This is a genomic window from Nocardia sp. CA-120079, from assembly GCF_050955745.1.
Taxonomy (GTDB): domain Bacteria; phylum Actinomycetota; class Actinomycetes; order Mycobacteriales; family Mycobacteriaceae; genus Nocardia.
The window spans coordinates 8167012-8180747 of sequence record NZ_CP192088.1 but is presented as its reverse complement, the minus strand read 5'-3'; the positions used below and the strand labels follow the sequence as shown (position 1 = coordinate 8180747).

Here is a 13736-nt window from a genome sequence, read left to right as displayed (position 1 = left end):
CGAGCGTTGAATCAGTCGGCCACACCGGTCATCCGCCGGGCTACCGAGCACGATATCGAGGAAATAGCCAGGGTCGTCGCGCGAGCGTTCGACGTCGACGACCCGGTCGAGGAGTACATCTTCCCGAATCCGGCAGTGCGCCACCGGCGGTCGTCGGACATGGTGCGCCTCATGATCAAGTACCGGTTCCTGCCCGGCGACGGTGCGGCAGTGGCCACAGTCGACGGCAAGATCGTGGCCGCGCTGCTGTGGTATCCCCCCGGTTTCCGCGCTTCGCTGTGGCGAGAGACGATTTCGGGTCTGCTGCTGCTGAAGGTCATGGGCACTGCGACGCGCCGCGGCATGGACGTCGACGCCGCCATCGCCCGGGTTTCCCCGCCACAGCCGCACAGCTCGCTGGTCTATCTCGCCTGTGAACCCGAGTGGCAGACCTCCGGTGTGGGCCTGACCTTGGCCTCCTGGGCCGCCGCGGACGCCGACAAGCACGGCGCCACCGTCGGCGGGATCTGCAAGGACGCGAACCTGCCCTTCTACGAGGCGTTCGGCGGCGAATTCGTCACCAAGATCAAGATTGGACGTAAGGGTCCCGAGATGAACTTTGTACTGCGCCCGGCGGTTAAAGCTGACGCCACCTGAAGCATTGAGCGCAAGGGGAATATTGCGCACCGCTCGCGGCGGGTGGGTCCCGTTGTCCCACAACGTCTTTCTCAGGGGGGACCCACAGTTCGATCAGAGTTTCCGAGGAGTTCCAGTGTCTGACATTGCCATTGTCGGTATCGGCTGCCGCTATGCGGGCGGTATCGAATCCCCCCGATCCTTCTGGGATTTCGTGCTGAATAAGCGTGACGGGGTCGTCGATATCCCCGCTGAGCGGTGGGACTACCGCCGCTACTACGACCCGGACCGCCGCGCACCGGGCCGCATGTACACCAAGCGGGCCGGGTTCATGACCAGCGACCCATGGGAATTCGATCCCGACTTCTTCGGCATCTCCCCGCGTGAGGCCGCCGCACTGGATCCGCAGCAGCGCCTCGCGCTCGAAGTCGCCTGGGAGGCATTGGACGACGCGGGTCTCGCCGGCCGTGTCGGCGGTGCGCCTGTCGGTGTCTACATGGGCGCGTTCACCATGGACCAGACGATCACCGCGCTGGGCGGCCCGGCGCTGGCCCATGTGGACATGCACACCGCGGCGGGCGCCTCGTACACGATGATCTCGAACCGAATCGCATACGCGCTCAACATGATCGGACCCGCGATCACCGTCGATACGGCGTGCTCGTCGTCGCTGGTGGCCTTCCACCTGGCCTGCCGGGCGATCGCCGACGGTGACTGCGAGATGGCCCTGGCCGGCGGTGTCACAGTCTTGATGGGGCCGGAATACTTCATCTCGATGTGCAAGGGCGGCTTCCTGGCCGCCGACGGGCGCAGCAAACCGTTCGACGCCGCCGCCGACGGGTACGGGCGTGGCGAGGGCGCGGGCATCGTGGTGCTGAAGAAGCTGGCCGATGCCGAACGCGACGGCGACCGCATCTACGCGGTGGTCAAGGCGACCGGGTCGAACCAGGACGGGCGCACCACCGCTATCACCGTGCCGAACGCGGATCTGCAAGAGGCACTGGCCAAATCGGTCACCGCGCGCGCGGGTATCGCACCGCACGAAGTGACCTATGTGGAGGCGCACGGCACCGGCACCGCGGTCGGCGACCCCCTGGAACTGCAGGCGATCGGCCGGGCCTATGGCGCGGTCGACGGGCGCACCGAACCCCTGGGAGTCGGATCGGTGAAGGCACAGATCGGGCACACCGAGGCCGCGTCCGGCATCGCAAGCGTGATCAAGTCGGCGCTGGCCATCTCGCATCGGACCATCGCCCCACAGGGGTGGCTGCACACGCCCAACCCCGATATCCCGTTCGCCGAACTCAACCTGGCACTGCAGCTGGAGCCGCGTCCCGTGTCGCCCGCCGAGCGAATGACGGTCGCGATCAACGGTTTCGGCTTCGGTGGAACGAACGCCCACGCGATCCTCACCGAACACCGGGCGGCCACCGGCACCCCGCATACCCCGGTTCATTTCGGAGTGCTGCCGTTGTCGGGCCGGACCGAGACGGCCGTGCGTGAGCTGGCGCGGCGGTTCGCCGAGCAGATCGCCGACGGCGCGGACCCCGGACTGCTGGCCGAGGCGGCCTGGACGCGGCGTCAGCACAATACGGTGCGCGCCGCGATCACCTTCGGCGACGATGCCGAATTGGTTCGCGGCCTGATCGAATTCGCGGGCGGCGAAGGCCGGGTGGGGAAGGTTATTCCCCGCACGGTGGCCGAACCGGTATTCGTCTTCACCGGCATGGGGCCGCAACACTGGGCCATGGGGCGCGAATTGCTCACCGGTGACGGCACTTTCGCCGCCGAGGCGAAGAAGATCGACGCGGTGTTCATCGAGATCGCCGGCTGGTCCATCATCGAGGAACTACTGAAACCCGAGGAGGAGTCCCGGGTCACCACCACCGTGGTGGCCCAGCCCGCCAACTTCCTGGTGCAGGTGGCACTGTACGCGTGGCTGACCGAGCACGGCATGCAACCCGCCGCGGTGGTCGGGCACAGTGTCGGCGAGGTCGCCGCCGCCTACGTCACCGGGATGCTGTCACTGCGCGACGCCGTCACCGTGGCCTACCACCGGGCCCGATTACAGGCCACCACAGCGGGTTCCGGCGGGATGCTGGCAGTCGGCGTCTCCGAGCAGGCGGCGCGGGAGTTGCTGTCCGGTGACGACCTGGTCGACATCGCCGCGATCAACAGCTCGAGCGGAGTGACCCTCGCGGGCAACGAGGAACGGCTCGACGAGATCGCCGAAAAACTTGTCACCGAAGGCGTTTTCGCCAGGCGACTACAGGTGGAAGTGCCGTACCACAGCTACCTGATGGATCCGATTCTCGACGAATTACGTTCCGCCCTGGCCGATCTGAAGCCGGCCGAGCCGACCGTCCCGCTGTTCTCCACCGTGACCGGTGCCGAGGTGGACGGCCCGGACTGGGATGCCGAGTACTGGTGCCGCAACGTCCGGCGGCCGGTGCGGTTCGCCGACGCCGCCGCCGCACTGGTCGGTGCGGGCAGCCGCATCTTCGTCGAGGTCGGCCCGCATCCGGTGCTGGGCGCCAACATTCGCGAAATCCTCATCGGCGCGGGCGAAACCGGCACGACCATCGCCACCCTCAACCGCAAACAGGACGACGGCGTCAGCGTGCGGCAGCTGATTGTCGGGCTCTACGCCGCGGGCGTCCTCGATATCGACGCGCTGTTCGCCTCCGTGCACGCCGGACCCACTCCACATGTCGAGCTGCCCCGCTACCCGTGGCAGCACAGCGCACTGCACAATGAGCTGCCCGCGTTCGCGCAGGCGCGCCGCGGTACGACCGGCTCGTATCCGATGCTCGGTGACCCCGATCTGGCCGAACCCCAGCACCTTTGGCGGACGCACCTGAGTGTCGCCGCGCTGCCCTGGCTCGACGACCACGTCGTTGGCGGCTCCCGGATCCTGCCCGGCGCCGCGTATCTGGACGCGGCACTCAGCGCCGCCGCGGCGCGCTCCGATCTTGTCGGCCCGGCGGGGTTCGCTCGGGTGGCGGTGGAGGACGTGCGCTTCCTGGCCCCGCTCCTCATCGCCGACGGCGACGTGCCGGTGGTCGAGCTGCGGGTCGAGGAATCGACCCGGCGATTCACCATTCGCTCCCGGCCCGCCGACGGGGACCTGTGGACTGTCAATGCGACCGGCCGTCTGGTCGACGGAGCCTACGATCCGCCGGAGCGGGTGACGGTCCCCGATGCCGACGAATTGCTCACGGTGGATCCAGAATCGGTGCACGCCGCAATGGAGCAGAGCGGACTGCGGTACGGTCCGGCCTTCCGGCGGTTCACCTCGCTGCGGGCATCCGGCAAGACCGTGGTGGCCACCCTGGACGGGTCGATTGCCGCCGGGTCCGGACACCTCGTGCACCCAGGTGTCGTGGACGCCGCAGTGCAGAGCATCGGAGCCCTGCGGGAGGGCGTCGGCCGCAACGGCAGCCCGATGGTGCCGGTCGCGGTCGACGCGGTGCGGGTGTTCGCACCGCTGCCCGCCGCGGTGACCGTGGTGACCCGGCTGAAGGATCCGGACGCGCTGATCATCGACTACGACCTTCTCGACGCGCAGGGGCAGGTGCTCATGCAGATGATCGGACTGCGGCTGGGCGCGATAGACCCGGGCCGCAGTGCGCTGCAACGGATGACGGATTTCTTCTACGAAACCACCTGGGAACTTCGCGATCCCGTGGACACCTCGGCCCTGCCACCGACCGAGAACGTCCACACCCTCGTCGTCACGCTCGGCTCGGAGCCGAGTGCGCTGGCCGCCGACATCGCCTCGCTGACACCGTCGAATTCCAGCTTCACCGTCGGCGACCCATCCCGCGATGACCTGGAAACCGCTTTCGCGCAACAGCTTCGAGACACCGATCCGAATGCGGCGCGGTTGCAGGTGGTCGTGGTCGCCGGCACCGAATACGACGAATTGACCAATCTGTGGACGCTGCGCAGGCTGGCACTGACCCTGCACGAATACGACGACGAGCAGCACGGCGAAACCGGCGAACGACCGATGACCGGGAACGGCAGCATCCACGCCACCGTCATTACCGAACGGGCCTTCGCGCATCCGGAAGCCGACCAGCCGCCGAACTCGCGGCATGCCGCCCTGGCGGGTGCGCGACGGGTCCTGCTCAACGAACAGTCCGTGCTGCGCTGGCGTTTGGTCGATATCGACCCGCAGACCGAGCTCGCCGACCTGACCGCCGAACTCGCCATTCCCGGCGCGTTCACCTACGACCATGCCGACGAGGTGTACCTGCGCGACGGCCTGCGCTGGGTGCCGGTGGTCACCAGGACCCTGGAGGGCCGTCTCGACGCCCTCGATCAGGCTGCGCCCCTGGTGGATCCGGAAGCCAACTTCGCCCTGGAGATCCCCAAAACCCGGGTGCTCTCACAGCTCGCCTGGCGGCGCTGCGACCGGCAGGAACCCGGCCCCGGCGAGATCGAGATCCGCACCAAGTCGATCGGCTTGAACTTCAAGGACACGATGAAGGTCACGGGTGTGCTCACCGAACGGCAGTTGGGCGCAACCTATTTCGGCCTCGAACCGGGCATGGAGGGCCTCGGCGAGGTGGTGCGGGTCGGACCGGGCGTCGAGGACTTCGCGGTCGGTGAATGGGTGGGCTTCTGCAAACGCGGCATGATCCGGCGCTTCAACACCGTGGACGCGGCCATGGCGTTCGGCACCCCCGTCGATAGTGATCCCGGAATCTGCAGTAACGGAATGGCCTTCTTCAGCGCCGAATATTCGCTGCTCGAACTGGTCCGGCTGCGCGCCGGGGAGACGGTGCTGGTACACGGTGCAGCCGGCGGTGTCGGTTCGGCCGCTGTGCAGATCGCGAAACGCCACGGCGCCACCGTCATCGGCACCGCCGGTACCGCCGAACGTCGCGACTACGTGCTCGCCCATGGCGCCGATCACGTGCTGAATTCGCGGTCGCTGAACTTCGCCGACGAGGTTCTTGCGCTCACCGACGGGCGTGGGGCCGACATCGTGATCAGCACGACCCCTGGCGATCTGCTGCGCAAGAACTTCGACGCCGTCGCCGAATTCGGGCGGATCGTGGAGGTCGGCAAGACCGACAGCTACCACGGCGGGGTTCTGGACCTGCGGCACTTCGAAAAGAACGTGTCGTACCACTCCATCGACATCGACCGAATGCTGGCGAAGAAGACTGCCGAATCCATGGCGGCGTTGGAGCGCATCAACTCCGCAATCTACGCGGGCGAATACACGGCACTGCCGTACGAACGATACGGCACCGCCGAGGTTGCCAAGGCATTCGACGAGGTCGCGCGCTCCACCAAGATCGGGCGCGTGGTCCTGGACCTCGGCGAGGCCGCACCACTGGTCCGGCCTGCGCTACGGGAGGTCGCGGTCGCGCCGGACGCCCAGTACCTCATCACCGGCGGTTTCGGCGGCTTCGGCCTGGCCGTCGGCCGCTGGCTGGTCGGCAAGGGTGCGCGGCGGCTGACCCTGGTGGGCCGGGGCGGAGCGAAAACCGGAGCGGCACAAGCACAGCTGCGCGCCTGGCAGGCGATGGGCGTCGAAGTTGTCAGCGAGCGGCTCGACATTGCTGATTCGGGGGCCGTCAAAGCGATGATCGCGCGGGCACACACCGCCGACCATCCGCTGCGCGGCGTCTTCCACGCCGCGGGCACCGTCGACGACAAACTCCTCGCCGACTTCGACTACGACAGCCTCGTCAAGGTCGTCACCCCCAAGGTGACCGGTGCCCGCGCATTGGTCGACGGACTCGCGGCGGCCGGCGCTACACCGGACATGCTCGTGCTGTTCTCCTCCGGCGGTGTGATTTTCGGTGCACCTGGTCAGTACACCTACACGGCGGCGAACCTAGCGCTCAACGCGCTCGCCGACGAAATCGTGCGCTGCGGCGGCACCGCGCTGGCCATCGGCTGGGGCCATATGCGCGGCGCGGGAATGGTCGACACCGACACGGCCCGCTACCTTCTCAGTACCGGTCTCGATGCCATCGAAATGGACGAAGGTCCGGAATACCTCGAAGCCGCACTGCAACTCGGCCTGCACCACCACGCCGACATCGCTCCGGTCGACTGGAACAAGGTCGTCGCGGCCAACGGCCTGTTCGCCGGCACCGGACGAGTCGAAGCGGTCATCGCCGCCTCCGCCGAGGGCGATTCGGCGTCCGCCCAATTGGCCGCGGCCCTGCGGGAATTGGAGGTCGGCAAACGCAACGAGGTGGTGGCGTACATGCTCGCCGAACAGCTGGCGACCGTCATGGGTGTGGCCGCTGAGTCGATCGACCAGACGGTGCCGGTGCCCGATATCGGCCTCAATTCGCTGATGACCGTGGAATTCTCCGCGCTGGTCACCAAGAATCTGGGCGTCGACATGACGTCGGTGCAGCTCGGCCGCACGTTCACGCTGGCTCAGGCCGGGGCGACGGTCGCCGCGATGCTGGTCGGCGAGACCGGCGAGGACGCGGCGGAACCGGTGGCCGAGGCGGTGCCCGCATGAACGAGCGAACAGTAGGCACAGCCGAGCATTCGCTCGTGCTGGAACCGAGCGTCATCGAGGCGCAGGCATGAGCGAGCGCAGCGATCGAATGTACCCAGCCGAGTGCGCGCTCGGGGCGGCACCGAATACCGGAGAGGTGGAACTAATGAGCGAGCTTGCGAGCGAGCAATGGACACAGCCGAGCTGCTTGCTCGTGGCCGTGCCGAGCGCTGGCGAGGTGGAGTTATGAGCGAGTCGGCTCGGGATCTGGCCAGGAAACTGTTGTCGATTCCTGCCATGGAGGGCAATAGGGTCGCTACGGGCGGCATCCGGGTTCCCAACGCGGGTGGCGGGAGTGCCGCCACCACAGCCTCCCGCGCGTCCATCCCACCGCGCCCGGACCGTACCATGCGCGGCCCCGGGAAGCAGTTCGCCGATCATCCCGGGGTGGTCGCGGCTGCGACGCAACGCGCCACGATCGCCGCGCTGACCGAGCAGTCCGGCCTGCCCAGCCCGTATTTCCTGCCGCGGAACAGCCCCAACGACCACGTAATCCGCTCCGCCGCAGGTGAACTGGTGAATTTCAGCGCCTACAATTATCTGGGTCTGGCCAGTCATCCCCGAGTAGTGCAGGCCGCCACTTCGGCGTTGGGCGAGTACGGTGCCTCCGCGTCGGCGAGCCGGATCGTCGGCGGTGAGATCCCGCTCTACCATGAACTCGAGCAGCGTCTGGCCGGGATCTACGATGTCGGCGATGCGATGGTCACCACCAGCGGCTACCTCACCAATGCCGGTGTCATCGGATATCTGCTCGGTGCGGGCGATGTCGCGTTCTGCGACACGCTGATTCACGGCAGTGTGGTCTCGGGCACTCAGTGGGCGGGATGCCGCCGAATCAACTTCCGGCACAACGATCCGGAATCGTTGCGCGTGGTATTGCGCACGTCGCGAGCGGCTTTCGACCGCGCGCTGGTGGTGCTCGAGGGCCACTACAGCATGGACGGTACCGTCGGCCGGGTCGCCGAACTAGCCGCTGTTGCGAGGGAATACGACTGCGCGGTCATGGTCGACGAGGCGCACTCGTTCGGTGTGTTCGGCGCGAGCGGTCACGGTATCCGCGAGCACTACGGGATGGCGGGCGCCGACGTCGACATCTGGATGGGCACACTGTCCAAGGCCCTGGGCAGCTGCGGCGGCTTCATCGCCGGCGACGCCGACCTGATCGGGGCGATGAAGTCCAGCGCACCGGGCGTAGCGATGCTCACCGGGGCGCCGGCACCGTCGGCGATCGCCGCCGCCCTGGCGGGTCTGAACGTGCTGGCCGACGAGCCCGAACGCCTGACTCGTCTGTGGGACAACACCAAACACTTCCACACGGCGCTACGCGAGCGCGGTATGGACCTGGGTGACTCCCAGCAGACCCCGATCTGCCCGGTCATCATTCCCGGTGAGACCCAGGCTGGTTTCGCCTCGACGGCGTTACTCGAAAACGGCGTCTACGCCCCCGCTATCGCCGCTCCGACCGTTCCGGCGGGAAAGGAGCGCGTGCGCTTCTTCCTCACCTCGGAACACACTGAACAGCAACTGGATTCGACGGTCGACCTCCTCACCGAGGTAACGGCAACCCTCGACCGCCTGTCCGGCCCAACCGTCACGGGTTGAGCCTCGCCGAGCGGCTGGGAACAACGACCGGGTGGGCGAGTTGCTCACCCGGTCGTTCCGGCTCTAGCTCGACAGTGCCCGGGCGCAATGATCGCGAATCAGCTGTCCGATCGGTTGGCGATTCGAATCGATGAAGAAATGGCCGCCCGGAAATGATTTCGCGAAGAAGCTTCCAGTGGTGTGCGAGCCCCATACCTGGATTTCCGCGAAACTCGCATCGGGGTCACGGTCGCCGACAATCGCGACGATAGGGCAGCTGACCATCGCGTCCGCGCTGCACTCGTAGGTCTCGATGGCCCGATAGTCGTTCCTGACGATCGACAGGATCAGCTCTCGAAATTCGGGATCCTCGAGCAACGCCGCCGGTGTACCGCCGAATCGCAGCAGCTGCTCACCGAGTTCGCGATCGTTCAGCAGGTGCACTCGCCGCTCGGGCAACGCTGCCGAAGGCGCGCGCCGACCGGAAGCGAACAGGACGCGCGCGCTCGATCCCGATTCTTGCTCGAGCCGTCGGCATGCCTCGAAAGCTACGACGGATCCCATGCTGTGCCCGAACAAGGAGAAGTCCTCGGCATCCCCGACTGTTGCTATCAGTTCGGGCAGCAGGCCGTCGACGAGGTCCGGAATATTCCCCACGAGCGGTTCTCGTCTTCGGTCTTGTCGCCCCGGATACTGGACGGCGAAAACCTCGTACTCCGGCCCGACGCATTCGGCCAATGGGCCGAAAGATATGGCGGAGCCGCCGGCGTGCGGGAAGCAGATCAGTTTGTGAGATTCAGCCGCCGACGCGGGGGACATGCGACGTAGCCAGCTATTACCCATGGGTTACCCGCACCACCGCACTCCAAGGCTGCCGCGAATTGTCGATCGGCTTGCGGGGATCCGGCTGTGGGAAGAGCATGAACGGCTTCATGAACCAGGGCAGTCGGTGGAACCGTTGTGCCGCCGAGACTATAGGTTCCACCTCGTCGGCCGTCCAGCCGAGGTCGGCGAAGAAGCGCAGCGGATCGACCGGACCGAACTTCCATGGGGCATTGGCCAGCAGTTCGGCGGTGGCTTTGCGCATCCGCTTCACAACCGCCTGGTTATTGACATCCAGTGCCCACCAAGCGATTTCAGGACGAATCAGCGCTGCGGCCAAGCTGGTGACATCGTCCTCGCCGAGGTAGTAGACCAGCCCCTCGGTGAGCACCAGCGCCCGCTGCGCACCCTCGAGGGCCTCGTCCAGGAACTGCCGCCGCGCCTCGGGATCGGCGAGATCCACCGGCGCGCGGGAGAACGCGCAGCGCGGCGACTCTCCGTCCAGCAGCTCGTTCTTCTCGGCGACCAATTCGGGGAGATCGGCCTCGATCCAAGAGAATTCGCTGGGCAGATCCAAACGGTACGGGCGGGTATCCATACCCGCGGCCATATTGACCACCCGATCGCAGCCCTCCGCGATGGTCTTCAAGACCAGGTCGTCGACGAGTTTGGTCCGCGCGACCAGGCTCCAGCCATTGAGCATCAGGCGCGGTGTGTGGGCGGCTATGGCGCGGCCCCGCTCCCCGGCGACTCGGTCGGCGAGGGGATCGTGAAACAGCGCGTCCGGGCGCGCGGATTCGGCGGCGCGGAAAGCGGCCACCCAGCGTGCGGTGTCGGAAACATTTGTAACAAGTTCAGCGGTCTCGGGCACCAGTGCAGTCTGGCACAGTAAGCGAAATGATGCTCTGGCCTGGACTATTCCGGGCCGGGCTCAGAACCGCTCGAGTTCGTACAGGCGGGTGCCTGCGGAGTCGAAGACGACCGCGTGGTCGGCATCGCGGAATTCGACCTTGTAGCTGCTGCCACCGGTCGCGCCGAAACGTCGCTCGTAGTACTCGTCCGGCATCGGCCGGGCCGTTTCAGTGCACGGCATCCGATGCAAGAGAATCCACGCCGGGCCGATCGGTTTCGGGTTCTGCGGTCAATCGGCGCGGGAGTGCGAACACAGCTGCCGCGACGGCGACGAGAATGCCGATGGCCCACCACAGTGTTTGTGCGAACGTGTGAGACATGTTGTGCGCGTTGGCTTCTAGCCCCGCCTCGGTCAGCGCTTGCTGTAACGGCTCGGAGAACGGCTGTCCGGGTGCGGGCCGGCAGCTGGATGGCATGGCGGTGGGGTCAGTGGCGGCGGAGCGATCGTGTACGCAGGCACGGAACTGGGTGAGTATCTGGTCTTGGGCGGTGGCGGGGATGTTCAGGTCGGTGAGTTGCTGTTGGAGGGCAGGGATGGCCGCGGTGGTGCCGTGGGCAGAGGTGTTGTCGATCTGGGTGAAGAAGAAGACTCCGGCCAGCGCGACACCGAGCGCCATACCGACCTGCTGGATGGTCGACAACTGTCCGGAGGCGGACCCGGCATCGTGGCCGGGAACCCCGGACAAGATCAGATCGACGGTGGGGGCGACGAAGAGTCCGAACCCGAATCCGCTGATCGCGAGCGGTACGAACATCTGCGCGGAGGTTATGCCGGGGCCGTAGTGCGCGGCCAGATAGAGGTACAGCCCGAACCCGGCGGCATTGATCATCGCGCCCGCGAGCAGAACCATCCGCCCATAGCGCGGCACGAACACCTCCACACTGGTTCCCGCCCCCGCGGCGGCGGCTATCGCGAACGGTGCTGCACTCAGCCCGGCCCGCAGCGGCGTCCAGCCGAGTCCTGCTTGCAGATACAGCGTCCACACCAGGAAGTAGCCGCCGAGGGCGATCCAGAACAACAGCCACACCGCCATACCGGTACTGAATGTGCGCTCCCGGAACAGATTCAGCACCACCAGCGGCGAACCGACCGTTTCGCTTCGGCGTCGCTCATAGGCGACGAATACCGCAAGGACGAGCACGGCGGCGGCCATCAGCACGAAGGTCCAGACCGGCCAGCCGAGGGCGCGTCCCTCGGTCAACGGATACGCCAACAGCAGTACCACGCCGATCGCGAGCACGGTGCCGATCGGATCCAATCGATCCGCCGTGGCCGAGCGAGACTGTCGCACCAGCACCATCGCCGCGGGAATCGCGAGCACCCCGACGGGCACATTGACCAGGAAGATCGGCCGCCATGCCCAGCCGAAAAGGTTGGCCTGCACCAGGATTCCACCCACGATCAACCCGGCCACCGATGCCGAACCGAGCACACCGCCCCAGATGCCGAGCACCTTCCCGCGCTCGGCGGCGGGGAACGATACGTGCATGATCGCCAGGATCTGCGGGATCATCAACCCCGCCGTCGCGCCCTGGACTATCCGTGCGGCGATCAGCCACGCCGGGCCCGGCGCGATTCCACATGCCAGCGATGCGAGCGTGAAAAGGGTCAGGCCGGCGAGCAGGATGGTTTTGCGGCCGATCAGGTCGCCGAGTCGGCCGCCGGTGATCAGCATGGCTGCGAATCCGAGCAGATAACCCGACACCACCCACTCCAGATCCGCGTAGGGTGCGTTCAGATCGCTTTGGATCGTCGGCAGCGCCACATTCACGATCGTCACATCGAGTAGATCCATGAACCCGGCCACCAGCAATACCACCAGTGCGAGCCAGCGCCGCCGGTCCGGTGTCGGCTCCAGTGTGGGGCGCAGTTCAGATGTCTCGCGCATCAGCTCGTCCTCCTGTCCGAGGTGGATCCGCGGGCGTGTCATGTCACCGCGGTTTCGGCCGTCATAGATATGACGGAGCACGACACATCGACATGACGGGAAGGAGACCGCCGATGACCGACGAGACCCAGTGGCTGGCGCAGCGCTTCGAAGACCACCGCGCCCACCTCGGCGCGGTCGCCTACCGCATGCTCGGGTCGGCCAACGAGGCCGACGACGCCGTCCAACAGGCGTGGCTGCGCCTGGACCGCGCCGACACCGCAGGCGTGCGCAACCTGCGGAACTGGTTGACCGCAGTCGTCGCTCACATCTGCCTGGATATGTTGCGCGCCCGCAAGGCCCGCCGTGAAGACCCGGTCGGCGCGCTACCGACCGAGTTGCCCGCCATCCCCGCGGACAGCGTGAATCCGGAAGCGGAGGCGGTGCTGGCCGACTCGGTCGGGCTCGCATTACTGGTCGTGCTCGACACCCTTACTCCCGCCGAGCGGCTGACTTTCGTGCTGCACGACCTCTTCGATCTGCCATACGCCGAACTCGCGCCCATCCTCGGCCGCACCCCCGCCGCGGCCGCACAACTGGCCGCCCGCGCCCGTCGCCGCGTCCGTGGCGCACCTATGGCCGAGACCAACCGCATCGTCGATGAACGTGTGGTCGTAGACGCCTTCCTGCAGGCCGCCCGCACCGGTGACTTCGACGCACTGATAGCCGTACTCGACCCGGACGTCGAACTGCACGCCGACGCCGTCGCCGCCCCCAGTGGACACGCGATCCGCATGAGTGGCGCCCGCCGCGTCGCCTCCAGCGCCCTGATGTTCTCCAGCCAGGCCCCCTACACCCGCCCCGCCCTGATCGATGGCCACATGGGCCTGGTCGTTGCCCCCAGCGGAAACCTGAACCTCCTCCTGGCCTTCACCATCACCGACCAACGGATAACCACCATCGACATCATCGCCGACCCGGACCGCATCGCCGACATGTCTCTCGCCGTTCCCGATGAGTAACGTCCCCCTGTTGACGAATGCCACGATCTCATCGAATCCAGGTCGATACCCCTCGGTCGTGTCGACCTCGATCGTCGGCACATCCAGCGATACGTGATCGAACGCGCGGTGGACATCGGATGCATCTGTGTCGGGACCGGAATGCGCTAGCCGCAAAGGGTTTTCGCGCTTCCGGCCGCCCGTGCACCGCTCACCGAATTCACCGAGTGCTTCGAGACCCGGCTGCGGCCACTGCTGGTCGAGAGCGGTGCCGACAACAGGTGGTTGTCACTGCGGGTCGTATCCGTCGCCCGCGCGAGTGCTCCCTGTCAGCGTGAGCGGACATATCGCACCGGCTGTCATCCCGCCACCGCCGTTGATCGGCGAGGGATCGGG

The 13736-nt window shown here is 66.7% G+C and carries 8 protein-coding genes; 4 read left to right on the top strand and 4 right to left on the bottom strand.

All coding sequences use genetic code 11. From position 1 onward, the window contains the following. The first annotated feature begins 6 nt into the window (after positions 1-6). The 3 genes from ACQPYR_RS37310 to ACQPYR_RS37300 all read left to right on the top strand — a co-directional run bounded on the left by ACQPYR_RS37310 (position 7) and on the right by ACQPYR_RS37300 (position 8758). Positions 7-636, top strand: a complete 630-nt coding sequence (locus tag ACQPYR_RS37310) for a GNAT family N-acetyltransferase (protein ID WP_433623991.1) — start codon at positions 7-9, stop codon at positions 634-636. 115 nt (positions 637-751) lie between these two features. Further along, on the top strand, positions 752-7117 hold the full coding sequence (locus ACQPYR_RS37305) for an SDR family NAD(P)-dependent oxidoreductase (protein ID WP_433623989.1): 6366 nt from the start codon (positions 752-754) through the stop codon (positions 7115-7117). A gap of 225 nt (positions 7118-7342) precedes the next feature. Further along, positions 7343-8758: an aminotransferase class I/II-fold pyridoxal phosphate-dependent enzyme gene (locus ACQPYR_RS37300; RefSeq protein WP_433623987.1), complete on the top strand. Its 1416-nt coding sequence runs from the start codon at positions 7343-7345 to the stop codon at positions 8756-8758. Between the two features lie 63 nt (positions 8759-8821). On the opposite strand, the gene ACQPYR_RS37295 is transcribed toward ACQPYR_RS37300, so the two are convergent. The 4 genes from ACQPYR_RS37295 to ACQPYR_RS37280 are packed head-to-tail and all read right to left on the bottom strand — an operon-like array spanning position 8822 to position 12360. Beyond that, the gene (locus ACQPYR_RS37295) at positions 8822-9556 is read right to left on the bottom strand and encodes a thioesterase II family protein (protein ID WP_433623985.1); all 735 of its coding nucleotides are present in this window, start codon (positions 9554-9556) and stop codon (positions 8822-8824) included. Between the two features lie 16 nt (positions 9557-9572). Next, on the bottom strand, positions 9573-10430 hold the full coding sequence (locus ACQPYR_RS37290) for a class I SAM-dependent methyltransferase (protein WP_433623983.1): 858 nt from the start codon (positions 10428-10430) through the stop codon (positions 9573-9575). Between the two features lie 60 nt (positions 10431-10490). Continuing rightward, entirely contained in the window at positions 10491-10652 is a 162-nt protein-coding gene (locus ACQPYR_RS37285) for a hypothetical protein (protein ID WP_433623981.1), read from the bottom strand. Next, entirely contained in the window at positions 10639-12360 is a 1722-nt protein-coding gene (locus tag ACQPYR_RS37280; RefSeq protein WP_433623979.1) for an MFS transporter, read from the bottom strand. The genes ACQPYR_RS37285 and ACQPYR_RS37280 overlap by 14 nt, the downstream gene beginning before the upstream one ends. A 113-nt stretch (positions 12361-12473) precedes the next feature. On the opposite strand from ACQPYR_RS37280, the gene ACQPYR_RS37275 reads away from it, so the two are divergent. Beyond that, positions 12474-13361: a sigma-70 family RNA polymerase sigma factor gene (locus tag ACQPYR_RS37275; RefSeq protein WP_433623977.1), complete on the top strand. Its 888-nt coding sequence runs from the start codon at positions 12474-12476 to the stop codon at positions 13359-13361. The last annotated feature ends 375 nt before the right edge of the window (positions 13362-13736 follow it).